We start from the raw sequence: 16340 nt of genomic DNA, 5'->3' as shown, positions 1-16340 counted from the left end.
ATGACTGCCACCGCACGCGAAGTCGTCGAGCAGGTCCTGCGCGCGGGCCTCGCGATGGACACCGACACGTTCGTCGGCCTGATCGCCCCGGACGGCCGCATCGAATGGCCGTACCACCCGGCCGGCGTCCCCGACCACCTGGAAGGACGCGAACAGATCCGCGAGTTCCTGACCGCCCAGGCCCGCGGCCTCGTCAGGTTCGAGGAGTACCGCAACACGGTGATCCACGAGACCAAGGACCCGGAGGTGGTGATCGTCGAGTACGACGTCCACGGCACCGTCGTCCCGACCGGCGCACCCCTGCACCAGACCATCATCGCGGTGATCCGGGTCCGGGACGGCCTGGTCGTCTCCTACCGCGACTACCTCAACCCGTTGGTGCTGGCCGAAACCCTGGCGAGCGTGGGCGGCGTCTAGACCTGGTCCGTGGGCCGGATGACGATCTCGGCCACCGCCCGGCGGCGCGGGCCGGTGACGACGTAGGCGACCGCCTCGGCGATGTCGTCCGCGTGCAGCTGTTCGACGTCGGCGAACCGGGCCGTCATGCCCTCGCGGACGGCCGCCTGCTGGTGGCTCTGCAGCTCGGTCTCCACGAGGCCCGGCTCGACGACGGCGAAGCGGACGTTGCGCCGCGCGAACTCCTGCCGCCACGCCTCGGTGGCGGCGGTGACGCCGAACTTCGTCGCGTTGTAGACGGCGGCGTTGGGGATGACGAAGCGGCCGGCGATCGAGCTGATGTTGACGACGTCGGCAACCTGCCGCGGGCTGGTGGCGGCGGCGTCGACGAGGTGCGGCAGCGCGGCCTTCGTGACGTACAGCAGGCCGTTGACGTTGATGTCGACCATCCGCTGCCACTCGTCCAGCGGGGCCCGGAGCGAGTCGCCGGTGAGCATCACGCCCGCCGCGTTGACCAGGGTGTCCAGCCGGCCGAGCCGCTCGACGGCGGTGGCGACGACGCCGGTGGCGGCCTCGGCGTCGGTCAGGTCGGCGGCCAGCGCGACAGCCCGGCCGCCGTCTTCGGCGATCTCCTTGGCCAGGACGTCGATCCGGTCCTGCCGACGCGCGACCAGCACGACGGTGGCGCCCTGGGCCGCGAGCCGGCGGGCGGTGGCCTGGCCGATGCCGCTGCTGGCCCCCGTGACCAGGGCGACCGTCGACATCAAGGGGGTGGACATGGCGATGACCTCCGGAGTGGTGCTGGATGACTGAACTCCACTCTGCGCCCGGCGTCATCCGGGTGCCAGAGTGTGCTTATGGGGGTATCCGCACCACCTGGCACCCGGATTCGCGCGGTGGCAGAGTGGCCCCATGACGACGTCCGTGCCGGCCGACGACCAGGTCCGGCGCCAAGAGCTGACGGCCTTCCTGCGCAGCCGGCGGGAACGCCTCTCCCCGGAGCAGGCCGGCCTGCCGCCCACGGGCCGCCGGCGCACCCCGGGGCTGCGCCGCGAGGAGGTCGCGTACCTCGCGGGCATGGGCGTGACCTGGTACACGTGGCTGGAGCAGGGGCGGGACATCACCGTCTCGGACCAGGTGCTGGCCGCGATCGCGACCACGCTGCGGCTCGACCCGTACGAGCGCGTCCACCTCTACGAGCTGGCCGGTCACCCCGCGCCGCCGATGAGCCGCGACGGCAAGGCCATCCCGGACGCCGTGCTGGTGATGGTGCGGCACCTGGAGCCGATCCCGGCCGCCGTGATCAACGCCCGGTTCGATCTGCTCGCCTACAACCACGCGTACGAGCACTTGGTCGGCGGGCTCGACGACGTGCCGTTCGAAGACCGCAACCTGCTGCTGCTCATGTTCACGTCGCCGCGGTGGCGGGCCCGGGTCCTCGACTGGGAGGACGCCGCGACGCGCCTGGCCGGCCGGTTCCGCGCGGGCATGGCGTCGCACGCCGCCGACTCCAGCCGGAAGACCCTGGTGAAACGGCTGCGGCAGGGCTCCCCGGACTTCGTGCGCCTGTGGGAGCAGCACGACGTACGGGCGCCGGAGAACTTCACGAAGCGCTACCTGCACCCCGAAGTCGGCCTGCTCACGCTGGACTACACGCAGCTGTGGCTCGGCGAGCGATCGGAGCTCAAGCTCACCACCTACACCCCGGCCGACGACGAGACCTGGGCGAAAGTCCGGCTGCTGCGGGAAAGCGGGTCCTGAGCCCGGCATATCGCCGGCGTATCGATTCCCGCATACGTGCCGGCAACAGCGCCGTGCGTTGACTGGCCGCATGACCTACAGCGAACCGGCGCGCACCGCCGGCCGCCGCACCCGGCCGGGGGCGCCGTGGTCGTTCGCCGCCGTGCCGGGCCCGGGGATCACGGTCTACGGGTGCGAGCCCGACGAAGCCGTCCTGTTCCGGGAGCTGGCGGCACGTTTCGGCGTCACCCTGACCGTCACCGAGGACGCCGTCTCCGAAGCCACTGCCGGCCTGGCGTCCGGGAACCGGTGCGTCAGCGTGGGCCACAAATCCCGGATCACCGACGACACCCTGCTCGCACTCAGCCGGGCCGGCGTGCGGTACATCTCCACGAGGAGCATCGGCTGCAACCACCTCGACGGGACCTACGCGGAGAGCGTCGGCATCGCCGTCGAGACCGTCTCCTACTCCCCCGACAGCGTCGCCGACTACACGTTGATGCTGATGTTGATGGCGGTGCGGGGCGCCCGGTCGACCATCCGGCGCGCGGACGTCCACGACTACCGGCTGAACGAAACCCGCGGGAAGGAACTACGCGACCTGACCGTCGGGGTCATCGGCACCGGACGCATCGGCGCGGCGGTGATGGCCCGGCTGCGGGGTTTCGGCAGCCAGGTGCTGGCCTACGACACCCGCCACGAAACGTCGGCCGACTACGTTCCGCTCGACGACTTGGTGCGCCGCAGCGACATCGTCACCCTGCACACCCCGCTCACCGCCGACACGCACCACCTCCTCGGCCGTGAGCGCATCGAGGAGATGAAACGCGGCGCGTACGTCGTCAACACCGGCCGCGGCGCGCTGCTCGACACCGAGGCTCTCGTTTCGGCGCTGGAACGCGGCGGGCTGGGCGGTGCGGCCTTGGACGTCCTCGAAGGCGAAGACGGGATCTTCTACGAAGACCACCGGGGCAAGCCCGTCGAAAGCGGTGTGCTGACGCGGTTGCGGGACCTGCCGAACGTCGTCATCAGCCCGCACACCGCCTACTACACGGACCACGCCCTGCGCGACACCGTCGAAAACTCCTTGGTCAACTGCCTGAACTTCGCCAGCAGAAAGCAGCATTGGATATGAAGATCGGAATCATCTTCGGGGGTATCTCCGAAGAACACCTCGTCTCCGTCAAGTCCGCGCAGGAGGTCGCGAAGCACCTCGACACCACGAAGTACGAACCGTTCTGGATCGGGATCACGAAGGCCGGCGAATGGCGGCTCTGCGACGGCCCGGGCCCGGACTGGGAGGACGGTGACTGCCGCCCGGCCGTGCTGTCGCCGGACCGGAGCGTCGGCGGGCTGGTCGTCCCGGAAGGCGGCCGCCACCGGACGATCGGCCTGGACGTCGTGCTGCCCGTGCTGCACGGGAAGCACGGCGAAGACGGCGCACTGCAGGGTCTGCTGGAGCTGTCCGGCATCCCGTACGTCGGCTGTGACGTCCCCGGTTCCGCGCTGTGCATGGACAAGTCGCTCGCCTACGTCGTCGCCGGCGCCGCTGGCATCGCGACGCCGGGTTTCCGGATCGTCCCGCCGAACGAGCAGCCCGACCCCGGCCGGCTCACCTATCCCGTCTTCGTGAAGCCGGCCCGGTCGGGGTCGTCCTTCGGCGTCGGCAAGGTGTCCGGCCCGGACGACCTGCCCGCCGCGGTGGAGACCGCGCGGCAGTACGACTCGAAGGTGCTGATCGAGGAGGCCGTCGCCGGCAGCGAGGTCGGCTGCGCGGTCCTGGGGAACGACGGCGAGCTGACCGTCGGCGAGGTGGACCGGATCTCGCTGTCCCACGGGTTCTTCCGCATCCACCAGGAGAGCGAGCCGGAAAGTGGTTCCGAGAACTCGACGATCACCGTGCCCGCCGACATCCCGGCGGAAACGCGCGTGCTCGTCCAGGAGACGGCGAAGGCGATCTACCGCGCGCTGGGCTGCAAGGGACTGTCGCGAGTGGACATGTTCCTGACCGGCGACGGAACCGTGGTCCTCAACGAGGTCAACACCCTGCCCGGCCTGACCTCCTACAGCCGGTACCCGAGGATGATGGCGGCGGCCGGGTTGCCGCTCGCCGAGGTGCTCGACCGGGTCGTGTCGCTGGCCCTGACCGGGAAAGACCGATGAACGGCGACTTCGTCTTCGTGGACGAGCACGTACCCGGGATCCGCTGGGACGCCAAGTACGCCACCTGGGACAACTTCACCGGCAAACCCGTGGACGGCTACCTGGCGAACCGGATCGTCGGCACCACGGCGTTGTGCGCCGCGCTGGAGAGCGCGCAGGAGAAGGCCGGGACCCTCGGCTTCGGCCTGCTGCTCTGGGACGGTTACCGCCCGCAACGCGCCGTCGACTGCTTCCGGCGCTGGGCGGCCCAGCCGGAGGACGGCCGGGCGAAGGCGCGTCACCACCCCCACATCGGCCGGGCCGAGATGTTCGAAAAGGGTTACGTGGCCGCCAAGTCGGGCCACAGCCGGGGCAGCACCGTCGACCTGACGCTCTACCACCTGGCCACCGGTGAGCTCGCGGCGATGGGCGGCGGCCACGACCTGATGGACGTGCTCTCGCACCACGACGCGCCGGGCGTCGCACCGGCCGACGCGGCCAACCGCCGCCACCTCCGGTCCATCATGGAGTCCTGCGGGTTCACCGCGTACGAGTCCGAGTGGTGGCACTACACGCTGAAGGACGAACCGCATCCGGACCGGTACTTCGACTTCCCCATCGTCTAGCCGGGTCGTCGGTCACTGGGCGAACGCCCGGCCCGGCGTGGCCAACCGGCCGACGACCCACGTGCTCACCGTCGCGCCGGCGTTGCGGGCGACCGGCGAGGCGTTGGCGTCGCCGCCGACGCCGTCATCCACCGGGTGACGCGGCCGGGACCTGCACCGTGACGCGGAGCCCGCCGCCGGGGCGGGCGGTGAGGGTGAGGCTGCCGTCGTGGGCCTGGGTGATGCTCTTGACGATGGCCAGGCCGAGGCCGACGCCGGTGTGCTCGCCGTGGACGCGGGCGGTGCCGCGCTGGAACGGTTCGGCCAGCGTCAAGAGCACCTGCGGGGTGAGCTGCTCGCCGGTGTTCTCGACGGTGAGCACGACGGTTCCGCGGCGGACCCCGGTCGTCACCGACACGGTGCCCCGGTCCGGCACGTTGTGGACGATCGCGTTGTGCACCAGGTTCGTCGTCAGCTGCAGCAGGAGCGCGTGCGAGCCGGTCGTGCGGGCCAGGTCACCGGAAGTCTCGATGGTGACGCCGTGCTTTTCCGCAAGGGGCAGCAGCGTTTCCGCGGCCTCTTCCGCGGCGAGCGACAGGTCGACGTGCTCCCGGCTGAAGGACCGCCGGTTGGCGCGGCTGAGCATGAGCAGCGCTTCGGTGAGGTCGATCGCCCGGGTGTTGACGAAGTGGAGGCGCTCGACGAGCTCACCGGCGTCGCGGTCCGGGTCCTTGCGCGCCACGTCGAGGAGCGTCTGCGTGATCGCCAGCGGGGTGCGCAGCTCGTGGGACGCGTTGGCCGCGAACCGCTGCTGCTCGGCGTCGTGCGCTTCGAGCCGCGCGAGCATGGTGTCGAAGGCGTCGGCGAGCTCGCGGAACTCGTCTTCCCGGCCTTCCAGCTGGACCCGGTGGGACAGCGAGCCGTTCGTGGCCAGGCGGGTGGCGTTGGTGATGCGGGTCAGCGGCGCGAGCATGCTGCCGGCGAGGAGCCAGCCGCCCAGGAGGCCGAAGACCAGCAGGAACAGCAACGCGACGGCGGCCTTCGGTGCGAACGCGGCCAGCAGGTCCGAGCGGTCGGGTACGGCTATCGAGCCGAGCCGGCCGGGCGGCGCCTCGATCACCTCGGGGACGTACCGCAGCAGGAAAACCCACACGACCGCGAGCAGCAGGGCCCCGGCGAGCAGGATGACCCCGGCGTAGCTGAGGGTGAGCTTGACCCGGACGCTCAGCCCCGGCTGCCTAGCCACGGTCCCCTCCCGCGTCGATGCGGTAGCCGACGCCGGCCACGGTGGTGATGATCCAGGGTTCGCCGAGGCGCTTGCGCAGGGCCGAGACGGTGATGCGGACGGCGTTGGTGAAGGGGTCGGCGTTCTCGTCCCACGCCCGTTCCAGCAGGTCTTCGGCGCTGACGACCCCGCCTTCGGCCGCGACGAGCACCTCGAGCACGGCGAACTGCTTCCGGGTGAGCGCGACGTACCGGTCGTCCCGGTAGACCTCGCGGCGGAAGGGGTCCAGCCGCAGGCCCGCGATCTCACGGACCGGCGGCCGGGCGTGCGCGCGGCGGCGGTCGAGCGCCCGCAGCCGCAGGACGAGCTCGCGCAGGTCGAACGGCTTGGTGAGGTAGTCGTCGGCGCCGAGCTCGAACCCGGACGCCTTGTCGTCGATCCGGTCCGCGGCGGTGAGCATGAGGATCGGCATGCCGCTGCCGGAGGCGACGATGCTCTCGGCGATCTCGTCGCCGGAGGGCCCGGGGATGTCGCGGTCGAGGACGGCGATGTCGTAGGAGTTGACGCCCAGCAGCTCCAGCGCGGTGTCGCCGTCACCGGCGATGTCGGCGGCGATCGCCTCCAGCCGCAGCCCGTCGCGGATGGCCACGGCCATGTAGGGCTCGTCCTCGACGATCAGCACACGCATGAGCCCGATGCTACGAGCCGGCGCCTATCGCCGGCCTATCGAAAACGCCGTACGGGCCGGCAACACCGAAGTGCCTTGGCTGAAGGCATGTCCACCAGCGAACAAGCCCGGGCGCACGGCGCGGTCCCGGCGCCGGTAACGGTCTTCGACGACGACGTCCCGGCCGTGGCCAACCTCGATCCCGCACTGCGCGGAGCCCTGCGCCGAGCCGCGAAGGAAGCGGGCATCGAGTTCGCCGTCAACGGCGGCTGGCGTTCCCCGGAGTACCAGGAACGGCTACGCCGGGAAGCGGTCGCGAAGTACGGCTCGGAGCGGGAAGCCGCCCGCTGGGTAGCCACCCCGTCGACGTCGGCCCACGTCTCGGGAGACGCGGTCGACATCGGCCCCGCGGAAGCCAGGAGGTGGCTGTCCGAGCACGGCGCGAGGTACGGGCTGTGCCAGATCTACCGCAACGAACCCTGGCACTACGAACTACGCCCGGAAGCCGTCGAGGAAGGCTGCCCGCCGATGTACCCCGACCCGTCCCACGACCCGCGGATGCGGTGATGATCAGCACGTGCGCCGTGTCGGTCTTCAGGGCCTGATTGCCTCGTCCCCGTCCCGCAGTAGGGTGCTTCACGGGCACGTTCCGTCATGACGACGGGACCTGGAGTAGGGGGATGGATGTTCGACGCCGTGCTGCGGTCATGACCGCACCACACCACGATCTCCGGTTGATGCAGCAGCAAGCCGCTGAACTGGACGCGCGGCTCGCGGCCGCCCGGCACATCGCGAGGTCGGCCGAGCAGCCCGTGACCGCGGTCGTCACCGGCCAGGGAAAGCTCGTCGACCTGCGGATCGACGACCGGGCGCTGCACGGCGCACACGCGCAGAAGCTGGGCCTCGCCATCGTCGAGGCTGTCCGAAACGCACGAAACGAGGCACGCTCCGCGTCGCTGCCGCAGCTGAACGCGTTGTTCGGCAAGCCATCGGCACCTCCGCCGGCCACCGGGCTCCTGCCGCCGCGGCAACCGGTCGCTCCGGAGCCCGTCCGCCGGCCGGTCGCGCCGGCCGAGGAGGAGAACTTCGAGGAGCTCGACTTCCTGACCGACGAGCCGGACTCGGGAGGTGCGCGCTGGTGAACAGCGAACAGAAGCTCTACAACCTCGCGAAAGAGATCGACGCGCGAGTCGCGGCTGTGGAGCAGGCGGCACAGACCGGGGACAACCTGCCTTTGGTCCTGACCATCGGCGCGGGCCTCGGCAGTGTGACGGTGGACGGATCGGGCGGCCTGGTTTCGGTGGACCTCGCTCGTGACGCGGTCCTCGGGCAGTCCGGCGCCAGTCTGGCGGCGCACGTCCTGCGTGCGATCGACAACGCCGAGTCGGCGGCTTCGGCCCGCCGCAAGGGCATGGTCGACGACGCGGCACGGGAGGCCCGATGAGCACCGGCAACTTCAACCCCCTCGGCAACGCCGCGGCCGGTTCGGGCTTCGAGGTCTACCCCGAAGCCTTGCGGGCGGCGACCGACGACATCTTCGCCGCGCGCGACAAGGTCGTGAAGTTCGGCGACGACGACCTGTCGCAGATGGTCCTTCGCGACGACGACGTCGGGATGCTGGGGGTCCGGGCGAACGTCGTCAGGGCTTTCAACGACGCCCTCGGCGGCATCCGCGACAAGACCGACAAGGGTGCGGTGCAGCTGGGACGGTTCGCGGAAGCGCTGGACAAAGCCGCCGACTACTACGAAACCCAGGACGAAGAGGACTTCAAGCGGTTGCGTGACCAGGAAAAGGGGCTGAACTGACCATGACCACACCGACAGTCGTCCCGCCGAACCCGGCCGCGGCGCCGCAGCCCTATCCGGAAGAAGCCGACGGGAAGGTCCGGCAGATCGCGCAGCTCCTCGGCCGGGTCGACATCCTCGACCTGCTGGCGGACGTCCGGAACAATCTGCTGGGCAACGCGGTCCAGGTCCAGGGCTTGGCCATGGAGTTCGCGAAGAACCACACCCTCGCGGACGCCGGCGACGACATCGACGATGCCGTTCAGGCCGTGAGCGGCACCTGGAGCGGCCGCGGCGCCGCCCAGTTCACCACCTACGCGGGGCGGGTCGGGAAAGCGCTCGAAAGCCAGCAGAACGTGGTCGCGAGCATGTCCGGCGTTCTCTCCGAAATCGCCGGCTGCGTGATCGAGACCTACAGCAAGGCCATCGAGTTCATCGGAACGTGCGCCGTCGAACTGGGCAAGCTGGGTTACAAGACGATCATCGCGATCCTGACCGCGGAGATCCCCATCGTCGACATCTTCACGTCCAAAGAGGTCCTGGACACCGTGGTCGACGCGTTCTCCGCTCTCGTCCAGGGAGTCGTCGGGCTGTTCGCGCAAGCCCAGACCACGTTGGGCGGGTTCACCAAGCAGGCCACCGCATTGGTGCAGGGCAACACCGACTTCCCGGACATCCCCGAGATGCCCGGGAACTCCGGAATGGACAACGAGAAGCAGTGGCGCATCGACCCGACGGCGGTGCCGGCGTGAAGTGCTTGCCGATGCTCGGCATCGCGATCCTCGCCACCGGTCTGCTCAGTGCGTGCGGGCCGGCAAAGCCGGAACGCCTGCTCTCCCAGCCGCCGGCTCCGGCTCGGACCGGTGCGCCGCTGCCGCTCGCCCAGGTCGACCGGCCGGTCGAACTGGCGAAGTTCGACTCGGACCCGTGCGCTCTGCTCACCAAGGACCAAGTCGCCGCCGTGGTGGCCGATCCGCCCGACGACGTCCGCGCGAACCGGCAGACCGTCCCGCCCGCGTTCGGCTGTTCCTGGACGAACCGCGGCGGGGCGCTCATGTCGGCGGCGAAGCCGATCGAGAGCCCGAAGACCCTCGACGAACTGGCGGCCTCGCCCCTGAAGGAGGACGGCAAGCTGGAGCCGTGGACCGAGACGTCCGTCGACGGCCTTCCGGCGGTCGTCTACCACGTGTTCGGGCACACCGATGAGTGCTCCGTTTCCGTGCAGGCCACCGAAGAGCAGATGCTCACCTTCGACATCCAGGGCAAGGATCTACCCGGCAGCTACTGGGACGAGGACCGCTGCGGCGGCGTCGCGAAGATGGCCGAACTCGTGATCGGCAACCTCCGGCAGAGCTGACGCGCCGAGCAGGCCGGAACCCGCCGAAGTCGCGACACAAATTTAGAATGAACGTTCGATCTATGCTAACGTGATCTCACCGGCGCAGGTCGAGCGCCGGTTCCGTGGAGGTCGCTGTGCCGGAGAACGCCACCAAACCCGAGGCGCGCGGGCAAGCGAGGCGTGAGCAGGTGCTGACCGCGGCCGCCGTCCTGTTCGGTGAGCGGGGGTTCCACGGCTCGAGCATGGGTGAGCTGGCTCGGCGGGCCGGGATGAGCGTCGGGCACATCTACCACTACTTCGAGAACAAGGACGCCATCATCGAGGCCCTCGTCGACCGGGAGATGGCGCAGCGGCCCGGCGCTCTGGCCGGGTTGTCGCAACCCGCCGGTGACGAGCAAAGCGTTGTGGCACAGCTCGAGAACGAGGTGCGGCGCGTCCTCGAACGCGAGCGGCTGGCCCTGTGGCTGGAGATCCTGGCCGAGGCCGCGCGCAACCCGCAGATCGCCGCCAAGCTGCACGCCGCCGACGACGTCGCGAGCGAACGGCTGACCGCGGCCGTTTCCGCTCGGCTGCCCGGGTTGAGCCGGCGGGCGGCGGCCGAGCGGGCCGGGGCCGTGGCCGCGCTCTTCCAGGGGCTCATCGTCCGCTCCGTCTACCAGCCCGGCCTCGACCGCGCCGCGGTCGTGCGCGCGACCCGCGATGCCTTGCGCAAGCTGCTCGAAACCCCCACACCGGAAGGTGGCAAGTGATGCCTCAGCCGTCGATCGTCGGACCTGATCAGGGTGAAGTCGTCGTCCTGCGCGGAACCCGGATGCGCATCCTCGAAGACGGCAGCACCACCGAGCACCGGCTCGGGCTGGCGGAGCTGGTCGTCGACCCGCACACCGACGGCCCGGAACAGCACTGGCACGCCCAGCACGACGAGGGCTTCTACATCATTTCGGGCTCGATCCGGTTCACCGTCGGCGAGACCACGCACGACGCGCCGGCCGGGACGCTCGTGATGGTGCCGCCCGGCGTGCCGCACACCTTCGCCAACGTCACCGACGAGCCCGCGGTGCTCATGACGACCTTCTCGCCCGACCTGTACGTCCAGTACTTCCGCGATCTGGCCTAGCTGATCAACTCCGGGCGGCCGACGCCCCGGGCGATGGCGGGCCTCATGGCGAAGTACGCCACGACGCCGGTGTCCGAAGAGGACGCCACCAGGATGCTGGACGGCTCCCGGCCGCGATGACCGGCCACCAGCGGATCGACGTCCACGCGCACTACTTCCCGGACGCGTTCATCGAGATGGCCGCCCGCCTCATCGACGAGGACCGGGCCCGGATGACGCGGTCGCGCGCCCCCGGCGCCGGGTTCTCGGCCGCTGACCTGGTCGCGCAGCTCGACCAGGCCGGGATCGACCTGCAGGTGCTGTCCCCGGCCAACCTCCTGCCGTACGTGGCCGACGCGCGGAACGCCGTCACGGCCGCCCGGGAAACCAACGACATCTACGCCGACCTCGCCCGGCAACACCCCGATCGGTTCGCCGTGTTCGGCAGCGTGCCGCTCCCGCACGTCGACGCCGCGATCGAGGAAACGGGCCGCTGCCTGGGCATCCCCGGGGTGCTGGGCATCGCGCTGGGGTGCTCGGTGGCCGGGCGCCCGCTCGACGATCCGGCGTTCGAACCGTTCTGGGCCGAGCTCGACCGCCGGGCCGCCGTGGTCTTCCTGCACCCCGTCGGCGACACCGGCATGGCGCTGCGGGCCTACAACCTGAACTGGGTGGTCGGCGCCCCGTTCGAAGACACCCTCGCCGCGCTGCGGCTCGTGCTGTCCGGCGTCACCACCCGCTACCCGGCGATCCGGTTCATCGTGCCGCACATGGGCGGCACGATCCCCTTCCTGCTGGCCCGGATCGACCGGGCCACCGGCGTCGTGGCGCGCTCCCCCGACGTCCACCTCGACGGCCCGGTCGGCGACCACCTACGCCGGTTCCACTACGACACGTCGAACCGGAACCCGCACGCGCTGCGGTGCGCCGTCGAGACGCTGGGCGCCGAGACGTTGGTGCTCGGCTCCGACTCGCCCTACTCGCTCGGCGACGAGCTGCGCGAGAACGTCACCTACATCGGTGAAACCGTGCAGGACGCCGACGTCGAGACGGCCATTCTCGGCGGCACCGCGGCCCGGCTGCTCGGCTTACCCGCGTAACGCCGGAGCGGCCGTGAGACTGCGGACGGTGTCGGCCACGGTCTCCTCGACCGGGCGGGGCCGCCAGCCCAGCACGGTCCGGGCCTTCGTGGTGCGAATGACCGGGACCCGGCCCAGGCGGGCCGCCGCTTCCCGCATGGCGGGGTCGGTTTCGGCGGCCGCCCGCACCCGCTCGGCGGTCAGCTCCATAGTGGACAGTCCGGGCCCGCCGACCATGCGGGCCAGGTCCAGGAAGCTGATCGACGCGCCCGCCGTGGCGAGGAACCGCTCGCCCGCGGCCTGAGGGTGGGTCATCGCCCGGACGTGCAGGTCGGCGACGTCGCGGACGTCGACGACCCCGAACGACACCGGCGGCACCACCGGCATCGCGCCGTCCAGCACCGCCCGCACCAGCCCGACCGACGACGACAGGCGCCCGCCGGAGACCGGGCCGAAGATGCCCGTCGGGTTGATCACGGCCAGTTCCGGGCCGCCCGCCGACCGGACCTGGTCCCAGGCCGCGCGTTCGGCGATGACCTTCGACCGGACGTAGGCGCTGTTCGGGTCGGCGGGGTCGGTCCAGTCGGCCTCGGTGTACTCCTCGCGGGGCGCGGCGCTGTAGCCGACCGCGGCGAACGACGACGTCAGCACCACCCGCCGGACGCCGGCCTCCCGGGCGGCGGCGAGGACCCGCACGGCGCCGTCGCGGGCCGGGCGGATCACTTCGTCGTCGTCCTCCGGCGCGCCGGGCGGGAACGGCGACGCCACGTGCAGCACGTAGTCGACGCCGTCGGTCGCCGCGGCCCAGCCGTCGTCGGCACCGAGATCGGCCTGCACCACCTCCGACGCGGCGGAGCCGGCCGCCCGGCCGAGATCACGCACGGTGGTGCGGACGCGGTAGCCGTCGGCCAGCAACCGCGTGATGCTGTGGCCGCCGAGGTGGCCGGTGCCGCCGGTGACCAGCACGAGCGTGTCGGCCGGCCGGATGTCGTCGTTCATTCGGGTGTCCTTCGCAGTGAGGTCAGAATCGTTCGATCAGGCCCACGAGCCGCGGGATCAGGCCCTGCGCCGCGGCGGTGTCGCCCCGGTCGCGGGCGTCCCACAGCCGCGCCTTCAGGCGCAGGTACTCCAGCCGCAGCGTCAGCCGCTCGATCTCGGCTTCCAGCCGGTCGGCGTGGTGGTCGAACAGCTCACGCTGCTCGGCGGCCACCGCGTCCCCGCGGCTCAGCAGGTCCAGGTACCGCCGCAGGTCCTCGACCCGCAGGCCCGCCGAACGCAGGCAGCCCAGCGAGTCGAGGACGTCCATGACCGCCGCGTCGTACCGGCGGTGCCCGCTGCTCGGGTCCCGCGGCACCGGGCCGATCAGCCCGATCTGCTCGTAGTAGCGCAAGGTGGGCTCGCTCAGCCCGCTGCGCCGCGACGCCTCCAGGATCGTCAGCCGGACCTGTTCACCCGCGACTCGTGCTGCCATGGGACCAGCTTGCAGAACCTCAAGTGCTTGAAGTCAAGCGCGGGTCAGATCTGCGATGTCGCCACCCAGTTTCGCCTTGCAGTCGTCCGCGTTCTCCGCGCCGACCAGCTCGGTGATCCCGTTGGTGTCGATCGGCCCCCGGCGAGACGGCGTTGACGCGGATGCCCCGGCCCGCCAGCTCGCGGACCCAGGTCCGCGCGAACGACCGGACGGCGGCCTTGGACGCCGCGTACAGGCCGAACGCCGGGGTGCCGTTGTCGGCGGCGGTGGAGGCGTTCAGGATCACCGACGCGCCGTCGTTGAGCAGCGGCAGCGCACGTGCGCTCCTTCGGCGGCCGGCCGTCTTCTGGGAGCAGGGCTGCGAAGGCGCGAGCCTGGCCGACCTGACCGCCGCCATGGGCATCACGAAAACGAGCAGGTACGCGGCCTTCGGCAACAAAGAAGACCTGTTCCGCAAGGTCCTCGAACGCTACGAGCAAGGCCCGGCCGCGTACGTGGCCCGCGCGTTGCGGCAACCGACCGCCCGGGAGGTGGCCGCGACGTTCCTGGCCGGCTCGGTCGCGACGAGCACCCACCCCGGCTGCCTGAGCGTCCAGGGTTCGCTGGCCGCCGGCGAGGCCGGACGGACGGCTCGCGACCTCCTCACCGCCTGGCGCGACCGGGGCCGCGCGCACCTGCGCGACCGGTTCCGGCGGGCCGTCGACGACGGCGACCTGCCCCCGGACGCCGATCCGGAGCTGCTCGCCCGGTACGTCATGACGGTGGCGAACGGCATCGCCGTCCAGGCCGCGGGCGGCGCCGGCCACGACGAGCTGCAGCAGGTGGCCGACGTCGCCCCGCGGAACTGGCCGCCCGTCTGACCGGCGCCGTTTCCTTCAGCCGGGCTGGAAGAACGCGAGCAGCCGCTCGGCCGCGTCCGGCGACATCAGCAGCTCCTGCATGCCCGCGGACATCCGGGCGGCCGCGCTGGTGCGCTCGTACATCTCGCGTTCGTACTCCCCGATGGCGGCGGGAAAGTCACCCGGGTGCGCGGCCAGCGCGAGGCCCAGCAAAGCGCCGTCGAGCAGCGCCATGTTCGCGCCCTCCCCCACCGGCGGCATCAGGTGCGCGGCGTCGCCGATCAGCGTGACGTCCGGCGCCGGCGGCCAGGTCAGGCCGGCGGGGAGTGTGGTGATCGCGCGCGCCACGACCGTGTCGTCGCAGGCCGCGATCAGCGCGGTGATCCGCGGGTCCCAGCCGGCGAGCAGGTCGATCAGCCGCGCCCGGGCGGCGGCCGGGTCGTCGAACGGGATCCCGCAGGTCGCGATCCAGTCCTCGCCGGTGTTGTAGAAGCTGAGGCCGATGCGGACCCGCCCGTCGCCGTTGCGTTGCGCGGCCAGGGAGAGCCCGTCGCCGAACACCCAGTAGTTGCCGCGTCCGACCATCGTCGCGAGGCCGGGGTGCGTGCGGTCGATGTCGGGGATGCCGACCTCGACGATGTTCTGGCCGATGTGCGCCGGGCGGGCGTCGGTCAGCAGCGCGCGGACCCGCGACTGCGCGCCGTCCGCCCCGACCAGCAGGTCGTACGTCGTACTGCGGCCGTCGGTGAAGCGCAGCACGCCGTTGCCGGCGGACTCGAACGCGTGCCCCCAGCGCACCACGCCTTCCGGGAGGGCGTCCAGGAACAGGTCGCGCAGGTCGGCGCGGTCGACCTCGGGGCGCAGGAGCGGCGCGTCGTCGGGGGTGTCCTCCTGGAGCAGCAGGGTGCCGTCCGGCTGGAGAAGGCGCATGTCCTGGCCTTCACCGCGGGCGATCGCGTGGAACCCGTCGATCAGGCCGGCCTCGTGCAGCGCCCGCTGGCCGGAGTGGATGTCGAGCATGCCGCCCTGGCCGCGCGCGTCGCGTGACGGCTCGCGTTCGTAGACGACGGCGTCGATGCCGTGCACGTGCAGCACCCGGGCGAGAGCCAGGCCACCAAGACCGGCTCCGACGATGGCGATGGTCATCGGCCCCCCTTCGATACAGTGTATTGACAGATACAGCGTATCTCATCATGCGATGTATCGTCTGCGGCATGTTGGTGTGGGAACGGCCGGAACCGCCGGATCGACCGGTGCTCGCCCCGTTGAGCCGGGAGCGGATCGTGCGCGCGGCGATCGGGCTGGCCGACGCGGACGGCCTGGACGCGGTGTCGCTGCGCAAGGTCGCCGCGAAGCTGGACGTCGGCCCGATGCGGCTGTACGGCTACATCGCGAGCAAGGAGGAGCTGCTCGACCTGATGGTCGACGCCGTCTACGCCGAGATCCGGCCGGCCGGCGACGGCTGGCGGGAGGTGCTGCGATCGCACGCCGAAGCCGTGCGCCGCGTCGTCCACGAGCACGAGTGGTTCGCCGACCTGCTGGGCGGCCGGCCGCAGCTCGGGCCGAACGCACTGGCCAACGGCGAGACGGTGGTGGCCGCGCTGGGCGCCGTCGGCCTGGACGCCGTGATGCCGACGGCCGCCGCGGTCAACGCGTACGTGGCCGGCGCGGTGCGCCGCGAGATCGTCGCCCGGCGGGCCGAGCGGGCCACCGGAATGGACGAGAAGCGCTGGCAGGCCGCACTCGGGCCGTACCTGGTCCGCACCTTCGCCGACGGCCGACACCCCACGCTCGCCACGGTGGTGCGCGACGCCGCCCACCTGGACGCCGACGAGACCTTCCGGATGGGCCTCGACTTCCTGCTCGACGGCATCGAGGCCCGCATCGCGAAGTGACGCGGGCGCGGCGTTTCCCTTGTGGACGGACGCGTGCGATCACCGTCCGGTGCCGCGGAAT

At 71.2% G+C, this 16340-nt stretch carries 23 protein-coding genes; 16 read left to right on the top strand and 7 right to left on the bottom strand.

Features of this window, described 5'->3' with window-relative positions:
• Window positions 1–417 carry a nuclear transport factor 2 family protein gene (locus tag MUY22_RS34740; RefSeq protein WP_247051406.1) on the top strand — a complete coding sequence of 139 codons (417 nt, stop codon included), beginning with the start codon at window positions 1–3 and terminating at the stop codon, window positions 415–417.
• Here the strand turns inward: MUY22_RS34740 and MUY22_RS34735 are convergent.
• Window positions 414–1175, bottom strand: coding sequence for an SDR family NAD(P)-dependent oxidoreductase (locus MUY22_RS34735; protein WP_247051405.1), 762 nt, complete (start codon window positions 1173–1175; stop codon window positions 414–416). The two genes, MUY22_RS34740 and MUY22_RS34735, sit on opposite strands and share 4 nt — an antisense overlap.
• Before the next feature lie 133 nt (window positions 1176–1308).
• Here MUY22_RS34735 and MUY22_RS34730 point away from each other — a divergent pair, with 133 nt between their 5' ends.
• From MUY22_RS34730 to vanX, 4 genes are all read left to right on the top strand, one after another.
• A complete protein-coding gene (locus MUY22_RS34730; RefSeq protein ID WP_247051404.1) occupies window positions 1309–2157 on the top strand; it encodes a helix-turn-helix transcriptional regulator in 849 nt (282 codons plus the stop codon).
• A 142-nt stretch (window positions 2158–2299) separates the two neighbouring features.
• The gene (locus MUY22_RS34725; protein WP_305879384.1) at window positions 2300–3271 is read left to right on the top strand and encodes a D-isomer specific 2-hydroxyacid dehydrogenase family protein; all 972 of its coding nucleotides are present in this window, start codon (window positions 2300–2302) and stop codon (window positions 3269–3271) included.
• Complete coding sequence (vanA, locus tag MUY22_RS34720) at window positions 3268–4299, top strand: D-alanine--(R)-lactate ligase (protein WP_247051402.1); 1032 nt, start codon at window positions 3268–3270, stop codon at window positions 4297–4299. The genes MUY22_RS34725 and vanA overlap by 4 nt, the downstream gene beginning before the upstream one ends.
• Window positions 4296–4904 carry a D-Ala-D-Ala dipeptidase VanX gene (gene vanX / locus MUY22_RS34715; RefSeq protein ID WP_247051401.1) on the top strand — a complete coding sequence of 203 codons (609 nt, stop codon included), beginning with the start codon at window positions 4296–4298 and terminating at the stop codon, window positions 4902–4904. The genes vanA and vanX overlap by 4 nt, the downstream gene beginning before the upstream one ends.
• Window positions 4905–5028: 124 nt before the next feature.
• On the opposite strand, the gene MUY22_RS34710 is transcribed toward vanX, so the two are convergent.
• Both MUY22_RS34710 and MUY22_RS34705 read right to left on the bottom strand, forming a co-directional pair.
• Complete coding sequence (locus MUY22_RS34710) at window positions 5029–6129, bottom strand: HAMP domain-containing sensor histidine kinase (RefSeq protein ID WP_247051400.1); 1101 nt, start codon at window positions 6127–6129, stop codon at window positions 5029–5031.
• Window positions 6122–6796 (bottom strand): response regulator transcription factor, encoded by a 675-nt coding sequence (locus MUY22_RS34705; RefSeq protein WP_247051399.1) that lies wholly within the window; start codon window positions 6794–6796, stop codon window positions 6122–6124. Before MUY22_RS34705 ends, MUY22_RS34710 begins: the two co-directional genes overlap by 8 nt.
• Window positions 6797–6883: 87 nt before the next feature.
• Here MUY22_RS34705 and MUY22_RS34700 point away from each other — a divergent pair, with 87 nt between their 5' ends.
• From MUY22_RS34700 to MUY22_RS34660, 9 genes are all read left to right on the top strand, one after another.
• Complete coding sequence (locus tag MUY22_RS34700) at window positions 6884–7342, top strand: M15 family metallopeptidase (RefSeq protein WP_247051398.1); 459 nt, start codon at window positions 6884–6886, stop codon at window positions 7340–7342.
• A gap of 140 nt (window positions 7343–7482) precedes the next feature.
• Entirely contained in the window at window positions 7483–7917 is a 435-nt protein-coding gene (locus tag MUY22_RS34695; RefSeq protein WP_247051397.1) for a YbaB/EbfC family nucleoid-associated protein, read from the top strand.
• Window positions 7914–8219 (top strand): hypothetical protein, encoded by a 306-nt coding sequence (locus MUY22_RS34690; RefSeq protein ID WP_247051396.1) that lies wholly within the window; start codon window positions 7914–7916, stop codon window positions 8217–8219. The genes MUY22_RS34695 and MUY22_RS34690 overlap by 4 nt, the downstream gene beginning before the upstream one ends.
• The gene (locus tag MUY22_RS34685) at window positions 8216–8581 is read left to right on the top strand and encodes a hypothetical protein (protein ID WP_247051395.1); all 366 of its coding nucleotides are present in this window, start codon (window positions 8216–8218) and stop codon (window positions 8579–8581) included. The genes MUY22_RS34690 and MUY22_RS34685 overlap by 4 nt, the downstream gene beginning before the upstream one ends.
• A 2-nt stretch (window positions 8582–8583) precedes the next feature.
• On the top strand, window positions 8584–9312 hold the full coding sequence (locus MUY22_RS34680; protein ID WP_247051394.1) for a hypothetical protein: 729 nt from the start codon (window positions 8584–8586) through the stop codon (window positions 9310–9312).
• The gene (locus MUY22_RS34675; protein ID WP_247051393.1) at window positions 9309–9917 is read left to right on the top strand and encodes a DUF3558 domain-containing protein; all 609 of its coding nucleotides are present in this window, start codon (window positions 9309–9311) and stop codon (window positions 9915–9917) included. Before MUY22_RS34680 ends, MUY22_RS34675 begins: the two co-directional genes overlap by 4 nt.
• A 116-nt stretch (window positions 9918–10033) precedes the next feature.
• Window positions 10034–10648 carry a TetR/AcrR family transcriptional regulator gene (locus tag MUY22_RS34670; RefSeq protein WP_247051392.1) on the top strand — a complete coding sequence of 205 codons (615 nt, stop codon included), beginning with the start codon at window positions 10034–10036 and terminating at the stop codon, window positions 10646–10648.
• Window positions 10648–11016: a cupin domain-containing protein gene (locus MUY22_RS34665; protein ID WP_247051391.1), complete on the top strand. Its 369-nt coding sequence runs from the start codon at window positions 10648–10650 to the stop codon at window positions 11014–11016. The genes MUY22_RS34670 and MUY22_RS34665 overlap by 1 nt, the downstream gene beginning before the upstream one ends.
• A gap of 116 nt (window positions 11017–11132) precedes the next feature.
• Window positions 11133–12095 carry an amidohydrolase family protein gene (locus MUY22_RS34660; RefSeq protein ID WP_247051390.1) on the top strand — a complete coding sequence of 321 codons (963 nt, stop codon included), beginning with the start codon at window positions 11133–11135 and terminating at the stop codon, window positions 12093–12095.
• Here the strand turns inward: MUY22_RS34660 and MUY22_RS34655 are convergent.
• The 3 genes from MUY22_RS34655 to MUY22_RS34645 are packed head-to-tail and all read right to left on the bottom strand — an operon-like array spanning window position 12084 to window position 13825.
• Complete coding sequence (locus tag MUY22_RS34655) at window positions 12084–13073, bottom strand: NAD-dependent epimerase/dehydratase family protein (RefSeq protein ID WP_247051389.1); 990 nt, start codon at window positions 13071–13073, stop codon at window positions 12084–12086. The genes MUY22_RS34660 and MUY22_RS34655 overlap by 12 nt on opposite strands.
• Before the next feature lie 22 nt (window positions 13074–13095).
• Entirely contained in the window at window positions 13096–13545 is a 450-nt protein-coding gene (locus MUY22_RS34650) for a MerR family transcriptional regulator (RefSeq protein WP_247051388.1), read from the bottom strand.
• 19 nt (window positions 13546–13564) lie between these two features.
• The gene (locus tag MUY22_RS34645; protein ID WP_247064252.1) at window positions 13565–13825 is read right to left on the bottom strand and encodes an SDR family oxidoreductase; all 261 of its coding nucleotides are present in this window, start codon (window positions 13823–13825) and stop codon (window positions 13565–13567) included.
• On the opposite strand from MUY22_RS34645, the gene MUY22_RS34640 reads away from it, so the two are divergent.
• Window positions 13707–14405, top strand: a complete 699-nt coding sequence (locus tag MUY22_RS34640; RefSeq protein WP_247051387.1) for a TetR/AcrR family transcriptional regulator — start codon at window positions 13707–13709, stop codon at window positions 14403–14405. The two genes, MUY22_RS34645 and MUY22_RS34640, sit on opposite strands and share 119 nt — an antisense overlap.
• A 15-nt stretch (window positions 14406–14420) precedes the next feature.
• Here the strand turns inward: MUY22_RS34640 and MUY22_RS34635 are convergent, their stop codons facing one another.
• Window positions 14421–15530 carry an NAD(P)/FAD-dependent oxidoreductase gene (locus MUY22_RS34635; protein WP_247051386.1) on the bottom strand — a complete coding sequence of 370 codons (1110 nt, stop codon included), beginning with the start codon at window positions 15528–15530 and terminating at the stop codon, window positions 14421–14423.
• Window positions 15531–15598: 68 nt separating this feature from the next.
• Here MUY22_RS34635 and MUY22_RS34630 point away from each other — a divergent pair, with 68 nt between their 5' ends.
• Window positions 15599–16279 (top strand): TetR/AcrR family transcriptional regulator, encoded by a 681-nt coding sequence (locus MUY22_RS34630; RefSeq protein ID WP_247051385.1) that lies wholly within the window; start codon window positions 15599–15601, stop codon window positions 16277–16279.
• Window positions 16280–16340: the final 61 nt, after the last annotated feature.

It is taken from the genome of Amycolatopsis sp. WQ 127309, from assembly GCF_023023025.1.
Lineage (GTDB): Bacteria > Actinomycetota > Actinomycetes > Mycobacteriales > Pseudonocardiaceae > Amycolatopsis.
Note: the sequence above shows the minus strand (reverse complement) of the source record. Positions and strands in the feature narration are given on the sequence as shown.

What these genes read in the sequence shown, in the direction of transcription:
- vanA (WP_247051402.1), top strand. Translation starts at nt 3,268, where the DNA reads ATGAAGATCGGAATCATCTTCGGGGGTATCTCCGAAGAACACCTCGTC.
- MUY22_RS34650 (WP_247051388.1), bottom strand. Translation starts at nt 13,545, where the DNA reads ATGGCAGCACGAGTCGCGGGTGAACAGGTCCGGCTGACGATCCTGGAG.
- MUY22_RS34635 (WP_247051386.1), bottom strand. Translation starts at nt 15,530, where the DNA reads ATGACCATCGCCATCGTCGGAGCCGGTCTTGGTGGCCTGGCTCTCGCC.
- MUY22_RS34740 (WP_247051406.1), top strand. Translation starts at nt 1, where the DNA reads ATGACTGCCACCGCACGCGAAGTCGTCGAGCAGGTCCTGCGCGCGGGC.
- MUY22_RS34680 (WP_247051394.1), top strand. Translation starts at nt 8,584, where the DNA reads ATGACCACACCGACAGTCGTCCCGCCGAACCCGGCCGCGGCGCCGCAG.
- vanX (WP_247051401.1), top strand. Translation starts at nt 4,296, where the DNA reads ATGAACGGCGACTTCGTCTTCGTGGACGAGCACGTACCCGGGATCCGC.
- MUY22_RS34695 (WP_247051397.1), top strand. Translation starts at nt 7,483, where the DNA reads ATGACCGCACCACACCACGATCTCCGGTTGATGCAGCAGCAAGCCGCT.
- MUY22_RS34630 (WP_247051385.1), top strand. Translation starts at nt 15,599, where the DNA reads ATGTTGGTGTGGGAACGGCCGGAACCGCCGGATCGACCGGTGCTCGCC.
- MUY22_RS34700 (WP_247051398.1), top strand. Translation starts at nt 6,884, where the DNA reads ATGTCCACCAGCGAACAAGCCCGGGCGCACGGCGCGGTCCCGGCGCCG.
- MUY22_RS34685 (WP_247051395.1), top strand. Translation starts at nt 8,216, where the DNA reads ATGAGCACCGGCAACTTCAACCCCCTCGGCAACGCCGCGGCCGGTTCG.
- MUY22_RS34640 (WP_247051387.1), top strand. Translation starts at nt 13,707, where the DNA reads ATGCCCCGGCCCGCCAGCTCGCGGACCCAGGTCCGCGCGAACGACCGG.
- MUY22_RS34665 (WP_247051391.1), top strand. Translation starts at nt 10,648, where the DNA reads ATGCCTCAGCCGTCGATCGTCGGACCTGATCAGGGTGAAGTCGTCGTC.
- MUY22_RS34730 (WP_247051404.1), top strand. Translation starts at nt 1,309, where the DNA reads ATGACGACGTCCGTGCCGGCCGACGACCAGGTCCGGCGCCAAGAGCTG.
- MUY22_RS34735 (WP_247051405.1), bottom strand. Translation starts at nt 1,175, where the DNA reads ATGTCCACCCCCTTGATGTCGACGGTCGCCCTGGTCACGGGGGCCAGC.
- MUY22_RS34660 (WP_247051390.1), top strand. Translation starts at nt 11,133, where the DNA reads ATGACCGGCCACCAGCGGATCGACGTCCACGCGCACTACTTCCCGGAC.
- MUY22_RS34705 (WP_247051399.1), bottom strand. Translation starts at nt 6,796, where the DNA reads ATGCGTGTGCTGATCGTCGAGGACGAGCCCTACATGGCCGTGGCCATC.
- MUY22_RS34655 (WP_247051389.1), bottom strand. Translation starts at nt 13,073, where the DNA reads ATGAACGACGACATCCGGCCGGCCGACACGCTCGTGCTGGTCACCGGC.